8 protein-coding genes, 2 tRNA genes and 1 pseudogene are annotated in these 15,879 nt (G+C 62.5%); 6 read left to right on the forward strand and 5 right to left on the reverse strand.

Annotation, left to right across the window (positions count from 1 at the left end):
* Positions 1 to 64: 64 nt before the first annotated feature.
* Complete coding sequence (locus PSAKL28_RS06675; RefSeq protein WP_038608179.1) at positions 65 to 1,240, reverse strand: MFS transporter; 1,176 nt, start codon at positions 1,238 to 1,240, stop codon at positions 65 to 67.
* A 186-nt stretch (positions 1,241 to 1,426) separates the two neighbouring features.
* Between PSAKL28_RS06675 and PSAKL28_RS06680 the strand changes: the two genes are divergently transcribed.
* Both PSAKL28_RS06680 and PSAKL28_RS06685 read left to right on the forward strand, forming a co-directional pair.
* On the forward strand, positions 1,427 to 2,572 hold the full coding sequence (locus PSAKL28_RS06680; RefSeq protein WP_038608181.1) for a TDT family transporter: 1,146 nt from the start codon (positions 1,427 to 1,429) through the stop codon (positions 2,570 to 2,572).
* Between the two features lie 79 nt (positions 2,573 to 2,651).
* Complete coding sequence (locus tag PSAKL28_RS06685) at positions 2,652 to 4,526, forward strand: MFS transporter (RefSeq protein WP_038608183.1); 1,875 nt, start codon at positions 2,652 to 2,654, stop codon at positions 4,524 to 4,526.
* Between the two features lie 15 nt (positions 4,527 to 4,541).
* On the opposite strand, the gene sugE is transcribed toward PSAKL28_RS06685, so the two are convergent.
* Positions 4,542 to 4,859 (reverse strand): quaternary ammonium compound efflux SMR transporter SugE, encoded by a 318-nt coding sequence (gene sugE / locus PSAKL28_RS06690; protein ID WP_038608185.1) that lies wholly within the window; start codon positions 4,857 to 4,859, stop codon positions 4,542 to 4,544.
* 121 nt (positions 4,860 to 4,980) lie between these two features.
* Complete coding sequence (gene rdgC, locus PSAKL28_RS06695; RefSeq protein WP_038608187.1) at positions 4,981 to 5,901, reverse strand: recombination-associated protein RdgC; 921 nt, start codon at positions 5,899 to 5,901, stop codon at positions 4,981 to 4,983.
* A 160-nt stretch (positions 5,902 to 6,061) separates the two neighbouring features.
* Between rdgC and PSAKL28_RS06700 the strand changes: the two genes are divergently transcribed.
* The 3 genes and pseudogenes from PSAKL28_RS06700 (at position 6,062) to PSAKL28_RS06710 (ending at position 8,137) form a co-directional block, all read left to right on the forward strand.
* Positions 6,062 to 6,137 (forward strand) — tRNA-Val (locus tag PSAKL28_RS06700).
* A gap of 76 nt (positions 6,138 to 6,213) precedes the next feature.
* Positions 6,214 to 6,290, forward strand: a tRNA-Asp gene (locus PSAKL28_RS06705).
* Between the two features lie 155 nt (positions 6,291 to 6,445).
* Positions 6,446 to 8,137 (forward strand): annotated as a pseudogene (locus tag PSAKL28_RS06710) (Hsp70 family protein).
* Here the strand turns inward: PSAKL28_RS06710 and PSAKL28_RS06715 are convergent.
* Positions 8,134 to 10,818, reverse strand: coding sequence for a DUF805 domain-containing protein (locus PSAKL28_RS06715; RefSeq protein ID WP_038608189.1), 2,685 nt, complete (start codon positions 10,816 to 10,818; stop codon positions 8,134 to 8,136). The pseudogene PSAKL28_RS06710 and the gene PSAKL28_RS06715 sit on opposite strands and share 4 nt — an antisense overlap.
* Positions 10,815 to 11,513, reverse strand: a complete 699-nt coding sequence (locus PSAKL28_RS06720; RefSeq protein WP_038608191.1) for a DUF1266 domain-containing protein — start codon at positions 11,511 to 11,513, stop codon at positions 10,815 to 10,817. The genes PSAKL28_RS06715 and PSAKL28_RS06720 overlap by 4 nt, the downstream gene beginning before the upstream one ends.
* 329 nt (positions 11,514 to 11,842) lie before the next feature.
* Between PSAKL28_RS06720 and PSAKL28_RS06725 the strand changes: the two genes are divergently transcribed.
* Entirely contained in the window at positions 11,843 to 15,634 is a 3,792-nt protein-coding gene (locus tag PSAKL28_RS06725; protein WP_038608193.1) for a bifunctional nitrate reductase/sulfite reductase flavoprotein subunit alpha, read from the forward strand.
* Positions 15,635 to 15,879 lie beyond the last annotated feature (245 nt).

Here is a 15,879-nt window from a genome sequence, read left to right on the forward strand (position 1 = left end):
GGCAAGCCCGCTCCCACCGGTTACCTCAACTCCCGGTGGGAGCGGGCTTGCCCCGCGAAAGAGGTCAGCGCCGAGCCCCCAGGTAATAAAACAGCGCCGCCAGCAGCACCGAGCCAATCAATAGATAGAAGGTGGCCACCGGCACCAGATGTGCCAGGGCAAAGCCGCAGATCACCGGCCCCAGCGCTGCCCCGAGGTTGGACAGGTTCTGCGCGCCGTAATACACCCCGCGCAGATGCTCGGGGGCGATGCTGTCGATGAACATGTACTCGGCCGGAATGACGATGATCTCGCCGAGGGTGAACACCAGCATCGCCAGGCACCAGACCAGCAGCGACTGGGCCAGGGAGAATCCCAGCAGGCCAGCCAGGAACAGCGCCATACCGGCCAGCAACCAGGGCATCAGCTGGCGGCTGTTGATGTGCCGCCCGATCACATACTGCAAGGCGATGACGGTGATGGCGTTGGTGGCTACCAGGTAACTGATATACCGCGCCGCCTCGCTGGCATTGGTGGTCACTACCAGGTACTGCGACAGGTAAGCGGTGAACTGGCCGAAGACCACGGCACTGAGCGCGCCGCCGAGGGTGAAACAGACCAACCGGCGATCCTTGAGCAGTTGTCCGCCCACGCTGAGAAACCCGGCCTGCGGGCTGCCGTCCAGTTGCGCCCGCGCCGAGCGCTCGCCCCAACGCCGGTAGCACAGGCACATGGCCAGCCCCAACGCCGCTGAAACCAGAAAGGGCAGGTGATTGTCGAGCATGATCAGCGCCACACCGACAAACGGGCCGACGGCGTAGGCGACGTTGCTCAAGGTGTATTTGATCGAGAACACCTCGGAGCGTTCTTCCAGCGGTAGCAGGGCGCAAAACCCGGCCTTGGCGGCAATGTCGACCACCGCCAGCGCCAGGTTGATCACCACCAGGCTGGTGAAGAACAGGCTCAGTTCACGGCTGACGATGGCGGTAACGAAGGCTATGGCGAACACCAGGGTAGAGACGATGATCACCGTGTAACTGCGCAGGGTATCGATCAGGTAGCCGCCGTACAGGCTCAGCAGCGAGGCGACAATCAGCGCGCCACCAATCATTAGGCCGATGCCACTGACATCCAGGGCGAAGTTTTCCGCGAGGTAGACCACCAGGTAGGGCAGGGTGATCGCCCGCGCCAGGGTCAAGACAAAAGTGGTGGTCAGCAGCAGGCGCACTTGCGGGTTGTAGCGTCTTACGGCGTCGAGCATGGCACGTCCTTGTTGTTATTGCATTGGGGCCGTCAGCGGCCAAGCATACGCCTGGGCGGGAAGGGGTGGATAGAGCTGGATCCATATCTATGAAATAGATAACAGATAGAGAAAATACCCGTTATATGGATATTCTTTGTGAGCATAAGATGGTCTCACGTCACCGGACTACAGGAGACTCCGACCATGCCATGCCTGCAACAGACCGCTTCACCCCTGCGCCCGTTGAGCCATCTGGCTCACCCGCGTGAAGTCATCCGCCAGTTCACCCCCAACTGGTTCGCCGCGACCATGGGCACCGGGGTCTTGGCCCTGGCCCTGATGCAGATCGGCATCGACAGCCTGCATGGAACGGCAGAAGCCTTGTGGTGGCTGACCATTGCCCTGTTCATCCTGTTCAGCGTGTTGTATGCCGCGCGCTGGCTGATGTTCTTCGATGAGGCGCGGCAGATTTTTGCCCATTCCACGGTATCGATGTTCTTCGGCACCATCCCCATGGGGCTGGCCACCATCCTCAACGGTTGCTTGCTGTTTGGCGTCAATCGCTGGGGTGAAGGCATCGTGCCCTGGGTCGAGGCCATGTGGTGGTTCGATGTGGGGCTGGCGCTGCTCTGCGGCGTGGCCATTCCCTATCTGATGTTCACCCGCCAGGAGCACAGCATCGATCAGATGACCGCGGTGTGGCTGTTGCCGGTGGTTGCCGCTGAGGTCGCCGCCGCCAGTGGTGGCCAGCTGGCGCCGCACCTGGTCGATGCCCACAGCCAATTTCTGGTGCTGATTACCAGCTATGTATTGTGGGCGGTGTCGCTGCCGGTGGCGTTCAGCATCCTGACCATCCTTATGCTGCGTATGGCCCTGCACAAATTGCCCCACGCCAACATGGCCGCTTCCAGCTGGCTGGCACTGGGCCCGATCGGTACCGGGGCGTTGGGCATGTTGCTGCTGGGCGCCGACGCACCGGCGATCTTCGCTGCCAACGGCTTCGGCGACCTGGGTGAAATTGCCCGCGGCCTGGGCCTGGTTGCCGGGATTGTGTTGTGGGGCGCCGGCTTGTGGTGGTTGCTCACTGCCGTGCTGATCACCCTGCGCTACATGCGCCACGGCATGCCGTTCAACCTGGGGTGGTGGGGCTTCACCTTTCCACTGGGGGTCTACACCCTGGCCACCCTCAAGCTCGGTGCCTGGCTGGGCTTGGCCTTCTTCCAGCACATGGGCCTGGTGCTGGTGGTGGCGCTGGCCGGTCTGTGGATGATGGTCGCCAGCCTCACCCTGCGCGGGGCCTGGCGCGGTGAACTGTTTGTCTCGCCATGCATTGCCGGGTTACACAAGTAGATTGCATTTACCTGGGTGATTGTGGCTTTGTCCGCTCTGCGTGCCTCCAATGACAAAGCCCCACTCAGGTACACGGACGATGAGTCAAGCCTCGCAGTTCAGCCTTCTAGGCAAACGACGGTTCCTGCCGTTCTTCATTACCCAGTCGCTGGGAGCGTTCAACGATAACCTGTTCAAGCAGTCGTTGATCCTGGCGATTCTCTACAAACTGGCCATCGACGGCGACCGCTCGATCTGGATCAACCTCTGTGCCTTGCTGTTCATTCTGCCGTTCTTCCTGTTTTCCGCACTGGCCGGACAGTTCGGTGAGAAGTACCCCAAGGATGCGCTGATCCGCCTGATCAAACTGGCCGAAATTGGCATCATGGCCATCGGCGCCATCGGCTTTCTGACCAACCATCTGGTGCTGATGCTGCTGGCACTGTTTGCCATGGGCACCCATTCGGCGCTGTTCGGCCCGGTCAAGTACTCGATCCTGCCCCAGGCCCTGCATGAGCAGGAGCTGGTCGGCGGTAACGGCCTGGTCGAGATGGGCACCTTCCTGGCCATTCTGGCCGGCACCATCGGCGCCGGGGTGATGATGTCCAGCACCCACTATGCGCCGGTGGTGGCCTGTGCGGTGGTTCTGGTGGCTGCGCTGGGTTACCTGTCCAGCCAGTGGATTCCGCGGGCGAGTGCGGCGTCGCCGCAGATGAAGCTGGAGTGGAACATCTTCACCCAGTCGTGGGCGACCTTGCGTCTGGGGCTGGGCCAGACCCCGGCTGTGTCGCGTTCGATTGTCGGCAACTCCTGGTTCTGGTTCGTCGGCGCCATTTATCTCACGCAGATTCCGGCCTATGCCAAGGATTGGCTGCACGGCGACGAGACCGTAGTCACGCTGGTGCTGACCTTGTTTTCGGTGGGCATCGCCCTGGGCTCGCTGCTGTGTGAACGCCTTAGCGGCCACAAGGTGGAAATCGGCCTGGTGCCGTTCGGCTCGTTCGGCCTGACCCTGTTCGGTTTGCTCTGGTGGTGGCACTCGGGGGATGTTCCGCCCGCGGCGACGCCGCATGACTGGCTGGCGTTGCTGGGCATGTCCGAAGCCTGGTGGGTGTTGCTGGCGATTGTCGGCCTCGGCGTTTTCGGCGGCTTTTATATCGTGCCGCTGTATGCGCTGATCCAGTCGCGTACGCCTGAACAAGAGCGTTCGCGGGTGATTGCCGCCAACAACATTCTCAACGCGCTGTTCATGGTGGTGTCGGCGATTGTCACCATCGTGCTGTTGACCTTGGTTGAGCTGACCATCCCGCAGTTGTTCCTGGTGGTGTCGCTGCTGAACATCGGCGTCAACGCCTACATCTTCAGGATCGTGCCCGAGTTCACCATGCGCTTCATGATCTGGTTGCTCAGCCACTCCATGTACCGGGTCGAGCACCGCGACCTGCAGCAGATTCCGGAGGAGGGTGCGGCGTTGCTGGTGTGCAACCATGTGTCGTTCGTCGATGCCCTGTTGATTGGCGGAGCGGTGCGTCGGCCGATTCGCTTTGTCATGTACTACAAGATCTACCAGTTGCCGGTGCTCAACTTTGTCTTCCGCACCGCCGGCGCCATTCCCATTGCCGGACGCAATGAAGACCCCGAGACCTATGAGCGGGCATTCAAGCAGATTGCTGCCTACCTGGCCGATGGCGAGCTGGTGTGCATCTTCCCCGAGGGCAAGCTGACCACCGACGGTGAGATCGATGAGTTCAAGGGCGGCCTGAGCCGGATCATCGAGCAGACCCCGGTACCGGTGATTCCCTTGGCGTTGCAGGGGTTGTGGGGGAGTTTCTTCAGTCGCGACCCGGCCAAGGGCTTCTTTCGCCGTTTGTGGTCGCGGGTAACCTTGGTGGCGGGTTCCGCCATCCCGGTAGAGGCGGCGGAACCTGCGATATTGCGTGAGCGGGTCAGCCAGTTGCGTGGCAACCTGCGCTGAGCGCACAGGGCAAGGTCAGCTGGCGCTGACCTTGAGGCCGATCAGGCCGGTGATGATCAAAGCGACGCTGGCCAGACGCACCAGCGCCATGGATTCGCCGAACAGGATGATACCGGCGATCACCGTACCAACGGCGCCGACACCGGTCCAGATCGCATAGGCGGTGCCCAGCGGCAATTCTTTCATGGCCAGGCCCAGCAGGCCGAGGCTGATCGCCATGGCGGCGATGGTCAGGACAGTGGGCAGGGGGCGGGTGAAACCGTCGGTGTATTTGAGGCCGACAGCCCAGCCTACTTCGAACAGGCCGGCGAAAAACAGGATGATCCAGGACATGCAGCATCTCTAGCAGTGGATGGGGCCGTCCCGGTGGGAGCGGGCTTGTCCCGCGATGCGATGTGGCTGGAAAACCGCAATCGCGGGGCAAGCCCGCTCCCACCGGGGGAGGTTTGTGACGTCAGACCCCCTGCGGAATCTCTTCGCCACCCAGCGCTTCGAACAGCGCCGGCAGGAACTCGCCGAAGGTCAGCATCATCAGGGTAAAGCTGGCATCGAGTTGCCCCAGGGCTTCGTCGCCGCCGTCTTCTTCGGCCTGGTCCTGCAGCAGTTCTTCAAAACGCAGGCGCTTGATGACCATCTTGTCGTCGAGTACGAACGACAGTTTGTCCTGCCAGGCCAGCGACAGCTGGGTCACGACCTTGCCGGTACCCAGGTGCAACTGGATCTCGTCGCTGGTCAGGTCCTGGCGTTTGCAGCGCACGATACCGCCGTCTTCGTGGGTGTCACGCAGTTCGCATTCGTCCAGTACAAAGAAGTCAGGCGCGGCTTGCTGGGTCTTGACCCAGTCGGTCATGGTCGCGCTCGGGGCGATCTTCACGGTTACCGGACGTACCGGCAACGAACCCATTACTTCCCGCAGGGTCGAGAGCAGGTCTTCGGCGCGTTTGGCGCTGGCCGAGTTGACCAGGATCAGGCCCTGCTTGGGAGCGATGGCAGCGAAGATCATCGAGCGACGGATAAAGGCGCGCGGCAGGAACGCCTGGATGATCTCGTCCTTGATCTGATCGCGCTCCTTCTTATAGACCTTGCGCATCTGTTCGGCTTCGATCTCGTCGATCTTCTCTTTAACGGCATCACGCACCACGCTGCCGGGCAGGATGCGTTCTTCTTTACGGGCGGCGATCAGCAGGAAGTCACCGCTGACGTGAACCAAAGGTGCATCTTCACCTTTGCCGAACGGCGCGACGAAACCGTAAGTGGTCAACTCCTGGCTGGCGCAGGGGCGCGCCGGCTTGCTGGCCAGAGCGGTTTCCAGTGCTTCGGGATCGAACGGGACATCCTGGGTCAGGCGATAGGTCAGCAGGTTTTTGAACCACATGGGATGAATCTCTCCTCAACACATAAGGAGGGCATTATTCTCCGAGCGGACGCTTCAGGCCAAGTCCGCTAAGTCTTTGGAACGCCTGAAAAATTTTTTTAAAAAAGTGCTTGCCAGAGTGTTCGGTGCTCCGTAGAATGCGCGCCACACCGAGACGAAAGGGTGATTAGCTCAGCCGGGAGAGCATCTGCCTTACAAGCAGAGGGTCGGCGGTTCGATCCCGTCATCACCCACCACTTCCTGAGATGTTCCTGACCCGACACTTTCGCAAGAAGGTGTTACCAGAGAGGAACCGGACGCAAGTCCATATGCGCAGCGGTAGTTCAGTCGGTTAGAATACCGGCCTGTCACGCCGGGGGTCGCGGGTTCGAGTCCCGTCCGCTGCGCCATATTTAGCTTCCAGGGCCCACTGAACACCCGGAAGCAACAAAGAAAGCGACCTTAGGGTCGCTTTTTTTGTTTCTGGATTTCGCCCAGAATTCACCAGCACGCTGGTACGTCGCTGCTTTCTCCGTGCCAGCCCCTACTGAGCAAGAGATCAATCATGCAGGATGCACGCACTTCCCCGGCGCCTTTGCTGGGTATCGACCTGGGTACCACCAACAGCCTGGTGGCTGTCTGGCGCGAGGGCCAGGCGCAACTAATCCCCAACGCCCTCGGCGATGTCCTCACCCCTTAGGTTGTCAGTCTCGATGACGACGGCAGCATTCTGGTCGGCGCGCCCGCACGAGCACGGCTGACGACTCACCCCGAGCGCACGGTCGGCGCCTTCAAGCGCTTCATGGGCAGTGACAAAAAACTTGAGCTTGGTGAGCAGTCGTTCAGCCCGGAGGAACTCTCGGCGTTGGTGCTCGGTGCCTTGAAAGCCGATGCCGAAGCCTTCCTGGGCTGCCCGGTGAGCGAGGCAGTTATCTCGGTGCCAGCGTATTTCAGCGACGAACAACGCAAGCGCACCAGCTTCGCCGCCGAACTCGCCGGTTTGAGCGTGCAACGCCTGATCAACGAGCCGACGGCCGCAGCCATGGCCTACGGCCTGCACGAAAAGAAGTTTGAGCGCACGCTGATCTTCGATCTGGGCGGCGGTACCTTTGATGTCACGGTGCTGGAGTACGCCCTGCCGCTGATCGAAGTGCATGCATCGACCGGCGATAACTTCCTCGGCGGTGAAGACTTCACCGCAGCGTTGCTGCAAGCCTGTTTGCAGGACTGGCAACTCAAAGCGTCGGCAGTGGCGCCGCAAACCCTGGCCAGCCTTGCCGATGCCATCGAGCAACTCAAGTGCAAACTGAGTGAGGGTGAGCAACACCTGAGCTGTGAGGTTGCCGGTGAAACCCGCCAATGGTCACTGGACGAAGCCCGCGCGCTGAAGATCTGGACCGGGTTGCTGGCGCGTATCCGGGCACCGATCGAGCAGGCGTTGCGCGACGCCCGGGTGAGCCCCAAGGACCTCGACAGCCTGGTGCTGGTGGGCGGCGCCACGCGTATGCCGGCGGTGCAACAGATGGTCGCCACCCTGTTCGGCCGCCTGCCATACCGGCACCTGGACCCGGACACCATCGTCGCGCTCGGGGCCGCCACCCAGGCGGCATGCAAGGCCCGCGACGAGGCCATTGAAGAGCTGATCCTGACCGATGTCTGTCCGTATACGCTGGGGATCAGTGCCGCGCGCAGCGAAGAAGTCAGCGGTGTGTTTGCGCCGATCATCGAACGCAACACGGTGATCCCGACGTCCAGGGTCAAGCGCTTCAGCAGTACCCATGCCGAGCAGAAAATGATCCGGATCGAGGTGTACCAGGGGGAGCGGCCCTGGGTTCGTGACAATATCTTTATCGACGCCTTCGATATCGAACTCACGCCCAATGGCAGCATCCAGAGCCTGGATGTGCGCTTCAGCTATGACATCAACGGCCTGCTGGAGGTTGACGTGACCCTGCTCGACACTGGCAAGCAGCATAGTCACAGCATTGACCGCAGCCCCACCGGGCTCGACCAACAGGCACGGCAGGCCAGCCATGCGCGGCTCGCGGGGCTGAAAATCCACCCACGCGATGCGTTGCCCAACCGCACCCTGCTGGCCCGTCTGGAGCGGGCCTGGATGCAGAGCCTGGGAGATGACCGCGAGCGGATCGGCAGCTGGCTGGACGATTTTTCCAGCGCCTTGGCCAGCCAGCAACCTGAGCAGATCAGCCGTCAGCGCCAGCGCCTCAGCGAGGCGCTGGAGCAGTTGCGGTTCTAACCGTTCAAGCGCCGCAAAGCCGCTTGCAGGCCCGCCTGCAGGTTGTTTTGCGCGGCGTTCACCGGTGGCAGACCGTAGCGGTTGGGCAGCGGTTCACCCGGCAGGATCAGCAGCACCAGCGGCAGAAACGGCAGGAACGGCAGCAGCGCCGCGAACAGGATCAGCGTCGGGATGCCTCGGCCCATATCGTGCAAACGGCGCAGGCTGGCGCTGCCCAACAGGCCGACGAACAACAGGGCGAAGAGGATCTGTAACGGCATGCTCCCGGCCATCAGGATCAACAGCGGCCCGAGGATGATGCTGCCGACCACCTGCACGCCATAGGCCTTGCGACTCAGGCGGCTACCCAGTTTCCAGATATGCGAGGCTGGCGCTGCCTGGTTGCTGGCATTGGCCGGCAACAAGCGTTCGGACCAAGACAGCAACGCCGTCATTGCAGCGCGAATCCCGGTGTCCATGCCCGGGAAGTCTTTGGCGCGTTGCAGCTCCTTGAGCACTTTGACCCTCGGCACACCGGCGCGACCGTAGCGCGCCAGGTTCTTCAGGGCGTCGAGCGCGGTATAGAACAACGTACTGTTGAGCAAATAATCTTCTTCGAGCACTTTGCTTGGCGGGCGGACCGGCTCGCCCTTGATCAGCCCGTCGCGAAACGGTTCGAACCAGTCCTGCGCGCAGGTCAGGTTGGCGATCTGTTGCAACACTTCGCGGTGCTGCTCGGCGTTCAGGCTTGGGTCGTGATACAGCACGCCGCAGAGCAGCATCAAACCGAGCATGTCGTCTTCGAAGGCGCCTGGATCACGCTCAAGGCAGGCAAAAAGCTGCAGGTTGCTGGGCAACCTGGTGCTGTCGAGCACCTGTTGCACGCTGAGCAGGCGCTGGCCCATCAACTGCTGAACCGGATCATTGTCGTCCAGCCAGCCCAGCATCCCGTCCAGGTTGCCTTGCTCCGCTTGCAGGCGCAGCAGCACCTGTTGCAGCGCGGCAAACGGGTGATCGGCAGGGTAGGGCATGGCCAGCAAGGCGGACGAAGTCAGCGCCAGCCAACGTTCCGGCTGGTCGATCAGGGCCAGCATGAACAGGTTCTGCCGGTGCCAGGTCCACAGGCCTTCATCGGCGGGTGGGCGAGGCAGTTCGACACCGGCAGCGGCAAGTTGCGCCTGGAGCTCAAGCGCATAAGGTGCCGGGAACATTCCACCCGGCTTGAACGCCTCGGCCAGGCGTATCAGGCCAGTGGCCGGGTAACTGCGCACCCGGCGCATCCAGTCGCGGCACACTGGCCGCAGGTGGCTTTCGCGCAAGGCTTCGGGCAATTGCGCCTGGGCCGACGGGTTGTTGATGCAGGCGGTCAGGGCCAGGGCAACCGGTGATTCGTTCAGCCAGCGCAGCTGTTGCGTGGCCTGGTACTGGAAACCTTCGAGGATCAGCGCGTCCAACGGATCATCGCCGGGCGCTTCGGCCATGAGCTGGTGCAGCAAGCCGCTGTCGCCTCGATGCAGCGCCCAGGCGTGGCGGTACAGACGCTGCAGCTGAGTATCTTGCTGCTCTTCGAGCAGCCAGGCCAGCAAAGGCTGTTCGTCATCACCGTCCATCCGCCAGGCGACAAAGCTGCCGGCAATGCCAGGCAGCTTGCTGCGTGCGGCTTCGAACCAGCGCGTCAGGGTTTCCGGGCGCTGTGACGGGCTGCCCCAGGCCTGCGCTGGCGCTTCAAGATCGTCTGGCCAGGTGGCGACTGGCTCCAGTCGATCGAAGGCCTGGATCAGCAAGGGCAGGCGTTGTGGTTGGTGCTTGCGGCACAGCTCCAGCAGCCAGCGTGCGGCCCGCGGATGCTGGTGTTCACGCCAAAGGCGGGTCCAGCACTGGCGAGCGAGTTCTTCCTGACCGCTGTCGCTGCTCTGGCAGGCCAGCATATACAGCAGGTCGAGATCGTCCGGTGCCTGGCGCTGTTGCTCGGCAACCATCGCGCAGAAGGTTTTGCTGGCGATGCCGGCCTGGCTGAACTGCACCAGCAAACGCTGGATAAAGGCCTCGTCCGCGGGCAAGGCCATGCAGGTGTGCGTGGTGGCGAAGCGTTTGTACTCGAACAGTGGCCGGTTATGGAACAGATACTCAAGGCTACGGGTGAACCACAAGGTCTCCATCTGCGCAGCCGGCGACCAGTCCTTCATCAGCGCGGTGTCAAAGGGGTCCGGCTCGGCCGTGCGTTCGAGGAAGGCCTCAACCTGTTCCGGTTGTTCCAGCTTCAGTAGCTGGCTGGCCCAGCCCAGGCGCGCAGCCAGCATCTGCACGCAGTTGTGGGATAACGGGCTGGTCTGCATCAGGTTGTAGAGCAGGTTCCAGCTGATCGGCTCCAGGTCATCCAGGGACAACTGGTCAAGCTGCTCGATAAACGCTTGCCAAGCGGCGGGATCGAAGCGCCGGGTCGAGTCTTCGAGCAGCGCTGCAAACGCTGCCTGAGTCTGCTCGACAGGACCGTCCTCGGCGGGCATCGGGCTTTCATCCGCGGCTGTCGGGCTCTGCTCGTCACGGGCCAGTTGCAAGGCGGCCTCATAGGCCTGGCGCAGGGCCTGGAAACCCTCCGGGTCGGTTTCCGGGTGGTGGTGCGGCAGGCGTGCGCGGTAGGCGCCGCGAATCAGGTCAGGGTCGTTGGTCGGCTCAATGCCCAGGCGTATCCAGCAGCTCATGACCAGGCATCCTCTTCCAGCGTGTCAGGGCGTTCAGGCAGGTTCAACGGCAGGTCCCACGGCAGGCTGGCGAGCAGTTCGCCGGCACCCTTGCGCAGGTTGTTGAGAATGCAGCGGTTCCAGTGTTCACCCCCTTGACGGGCGAGCTCCTGGGCTAGTTCATCGTCGCTGCTGTCGGAGCAATTCCACAGCGCTTTGCCATAGATGTAGCCCGCCAGGTAGGTGTTCCAGTTGTTGTAGTAATGACGCGCGCGCAGCGCCAGGCGACCTTGCAGCCAGAGGCTTTCATCGGCGCTGACATAGCCTTTGCGCAGACCGCTGCGCAGCAGGAAGCCCATGCGCCCCAGGTCCCAGGCCCGGACGCCACCCGGGCCACAGTCGCCCAGGGTGCGGTAGGCGAACTGGTACTGGATGCGTTGGCGCGGGTTCAATTGCTCCAGCGCGTCGTGCCATTCGCTGGGCAGGCAGCGCGCCGCTTGCCAATAGGCATTGCTGACTTCGGTGGCATGACCGTCATCGGCCATGGGCAGCATGTCCAGCAACTGCCGGCGATTGCTGATGCCCCACCATTTCTGCAGGTCCGTTGCGTCATCGTCTGCCGGTTCGTAATAGGTGGCGGCGGTGTAGCTGGCGCCATTGAGGGCGGCCATGGGCGCGGACAGGGCATACAGCCAGTGCTGCTCTATTTCTTCCATGAAAAAGCTCCGGGGGTCGGCAGAAGGATGTGCGGGTACCGACCAAAGTGGCGCGAATTGTAAAGAGCCATGGGAGCAGCGGCAAATCTGAAGTGGGCCGCCTTGGTGCATACCCGCCCAAGACAGTGCAGATATTTCGCCACAGTTTGCAGCGCAAGCCTGTTGCTACGGGCTTGTACGGTTCTGGCGCGACCCTTGCTAACGCTTGAATATCCGGCAATCAACGCAGATTGCCCCGTTCACGACAAAGGCGCCGTGTTGCTCCCGCTTGTTTTCACAAGCCGGGGCGACAGGGCGCCTTTTTGTTTGCGCAAGCAGGAGGTTGGCAGATGAGCAGCAGCACTGTGCGCAGCGTTTGCCCGTATTGTGGTGTGGGGTGTGGCATCGTCATGACGGTTGAGGGTAACCGGGTGACCAAGGTTAGCGGGGACAAACAGCACCCGAGCAATTTTGGCCGCTTATGCACCAAGGGCCTGACCGCACATCAGCCGCTGCGCGAATCAGGGCGCATGCAGCAGGCTTACCTGCGTGATCAGCGTCAACGCGATCCGGTGCAGACGCCCATTGATGTAGCCATTGAACAAACGGCCCGGCGATTGCGCGCAGTCATTGATGAGCATGGGCCCGATGCCCTGGCGTTCTACGTCTCCGGGCAAATGTCGCTGGAGGCCCAGTACCTGATCAACAAACTGGCCAAAGGCTTCGTCCGCAGCCGCCACATCGAATCCAATTCGCGCTTGTGCATGGCCAGCGCCAGCAGCGGCTACAAGCTGTCGCTGGGGGCCGACGGACCGCCGGGCAGCTATCAGGACTTTGATCGTGCCGAGGTGTTCTTCGTCATCGGCGCGAATATGGCCGACTGTCACCCGATCCTCTTTCTACGCCTGCTCGACCGGCTCAAGGCCGGTGCCCGGCTGATCGTCGTCGATCCGCGGCGCAGCGCCACCGCCGACAAAGCCGACCTGTTCCTGCAGATCAGACCGGGCACTGACCTGGCGTTGCTCAATGGTCTGCTCTATCTGCTCAAGCACAATGGTCACTGTGATCATGACTTCATCGAGCGTTACACCGAAGGCTGGGAAGCCCTGCCGGACTTTCTCGAGGACTACACACCCGAGCGGGTCGCCGCCATCACCGGGCTCGCCGAAGCCGATATCCGCCAGGCCGCCGCATGGATCGGCCAGGCGCCGGAATGGATGAGTTGCTGGACCATGGGCCTGAACCAGAGCATCCATGGCACCTGGCAGACCAACGCCCTGTGCAACCTGCACCTGGCCACCGGAGCGATTTGCCGGCCCGGCAGCGGGCCGTTTTCCCTGACCGGCCAGCCCAATGCCATGGGCGGGCGCGAGATGGGCTATATGGGCCCGGGCCTGCCCGGCCAGCGTTCGGCCCAGGTCGAGAGTGACCGCGCTTTCGTCGAGCAGCTGTGGCAGGTGCCCGCCGGCAGTCTGCGCAGCGAAAGCAGTGACGGCAGCATAGCCCTGTTCGAGCAACTGGCAGCCGGGCAGATCAAGGCCTGCTGGATTATCTGCAGCAACCCGGTGGCCAGCGTCGCCAATCGCCAACGGGTGATCGATGGCTTGCAGCGGGCGGAGCTGGTGATCACCCAGGATGCCTTTCTCGACACCGAGACCAACCGCTATGCCGATATCCTTCTGCCCGCCGCGCTGTGGGCCGAGGGCGAAGGGGTGATGGTCAACTCCGAGCGCAACCTGACGTTGATGAACAAGGCCGTCGAACCGCCGGGCGACAGCTTGCCCGACTGGCAGATCATTGCCCGTGTCGCCTGTGCCATGGGTTACGCCGAGGCGTTCAGCTACGCCAGTGCCGAAGCGGTGTTCGACGAGATCCGACAGGCCTGGAATCCGGCCACCGGCTACGATGTGCGCGGCGTCAGCTACGCCGGTTTGCGTCAGACGCCTCAACAATGGCCGTGTCAGCCGGGGCGCGAGGACAGCCGCAGCCCGCTGCGTTATCGCAATGACGGGGTCAGCCAGAGCCTCTATCGCGATGCCGCTGGCCAGGCGCCGGCCATCGCCTTTGCCACCCCGAGTGGCAAGGCCCGCTTCTTTGCCCGGCCCTGCCTGCCGAGCGCCGAGCTGCCGGATGACGAGTTCGCCCTGGTGCTCAACACCGGGCGGGTTCAGCATCAATGGCACACCTTGACCAAGACCGGCAAAGTCGCGGCGTTGAACAAGCTCGATCCCGGCCCTTTTGTCGAGATTCATCCCGAAGATGCCAAACGCCTGGGCATTGCCGAAAAGGACCAGGTGCAAGTGCGCTCGCGGCGCGGCCAGGCGGTGTTGCCCGCGCGCATCAGCACACGGGTATTGCCCGGCAACTGCTTTGCGCCGTTTCACTGGAATGATGTCTACGGCGACAACCTGGCCATCAATGCAGTCACCAGCGACGCCGTCGACCCGCTGTCGCTGCAACCGGCCTTCAAGTATTGCGCGGTGGCCCTGCGCCGGGTCGCTGGCGAGCGCATCAGCGCAGTGCAAGTCGAGCAACCGCTCGCCTCGATGCAGGACCAGCATCTGTTGCTCTGGGCCTCGCAAACCGGCAACGGCCAGGCCCTGGCCGAACAGTGTGCCGAACAGCTGCGTGAGGTTGGCCTGCCGGTGCAGTTGAGCTGCATGGAAGATGTCGCGTTGGCGCAGCTGGACAGTCCCGCCAGCCTGCTGCTGATTGCCAGCACCTTTGGCGACGGCGACGCACCGGATAGCGGTGCGGCGTTCTGGCAGGACTTGCAGGGTGAACATGCGCAACGCTGCGCCGGGCTGCCTTATGCCGTACTGGCCCTGGGCGATTCCAGCTTTGAGCAATTCTGTGGTTTCGGCCGCAAGCTCGACCAGCGCCTGGCCGAGCTCGGTGGTCGGCGCTTGCTGGAACGGGTCGATTGCGAGGGTGACTTTGCCGCACCGGCAGGGCAGTGGTTGCAGGCGCTGCTGGCCAAGTTCGGGCGGGATCAGCAGACGCTGGCGTTGCCTGTGTCCAGGCCAGCGGCCACGGGCTTCAGCAAACAACAGCCGCTGCCCGCCAGGATGCTGGAAAACCGCTTGCTCAACAGCCCGGGCGCCACCAAGGAAACTCGGAAAATCGTGTTCGACCTGGCCGACAGCGGCTTCAGCTATCAGGCCGGCGATGCCCTCGGCGTGTGGCCGCGCAACTGTCCTGCACTGGTGGACGAGCTGCTTACGGCGACCGGCCTGGATGGCCGGCGGTTGGTCAGCCTCAAGGGCCAGGCCGACATGCCGCTGGCCGCGGCCTTGGGCGAGCACCTGGAAATCGCCCGGATCACCCCGGCCATGCTGGAAGCCATTGCCCTGCGCAGTGGTAACGCGCAGCTGCAGGACCTGCTCAAGCCGCAGAACAAAGCGCCGCTCAAGGAATGGTTATGGGGCAAGCAACTGATTGACCTGGTGCATGCCTTCAAACCGGCGCTCGACCTGGAAACCTGGCTGAGCCTGCTCAAACCGTTGCAGCCACGCTTGTACTCGATCAGCTCCAGCGCCAAGTACCACCCCGATCAGGTTCATCTGACGGTTTCCACGGTCCGTTATGGCCAGCGCAAAGGCGTCTGCTCAACCTACCTGGCCGACCGGGCCGCACAAGGCAAAGTGGCTATTTTCAACCAGCCAAGCGCACATTTTCGCCTGCCCAAGGACGGTACTGCGCCGGTGATCATGGTCGGTCCCGGCACCGGCGTCGCGCCGTTCCGGGCATTCCTGCAGGAGCGTCAGGCCGAAGGCGCCACGGGGCGTAACTGGTTGCTGTTCGGCGAACAGAAAGCGGCCAGTGATTTCTATTACCGCGACGAACTCCTGGCCTGGCAGCGCGAGGGGCATCTCACCCGTCTGGACACAGCGTTTTCACGTGACCAGGTGGCAAAAATCTATGTGCAACAGCGCATGCTCGAACACGGCGCCGAACTCTGGCGCTGGCTGGAAGAGGGTGGCTACTTCTATATCTGCGGTGACGCCGGGCGCATGGCCCGTGACGTCGATGCCGCGCTCAAGCAAGTGGTGGCTGAGCACGGCGGATTGAGCGTCGAGCAGGCCGACGCCTACGTTGCTGAATTGAGCCGCAGTAAACGTTATCTGCGCGATGTGTATTGAGTGCCCCATAAGGGGGAGGGTTGCACCAGCCTGGGTCGATAACGGCCGCTTGTGCTAGCGAACAGGCCCGGTTTCAAAGGCTTTGGCAGTTGGCACGGTCCCTGCTTTTGCACTGTTACAACGTTCCTGCGGGTCAATGGCGATCTGCACCCGGAACTACATAAAACCACCAGGCAAAGGCGCCTGGAGCTTCGGCTCCAGGCGCCTTTTTTTGTTTTTCGGGGCTCGCCCCGGCAGTACAGCCA

The sequence above is a fragment of the Pseudomonas alkylphenolica genome (genome assembly GCF_000746525.1).
GTDB classification, from domain to species: Bacteria; Pseudomonadota; Gammaproteobacteria; order Pseudomonadales; family Pseudomonadaceae; genus Aquipseudomonas; species Aquipseudomonas alkylphenolica.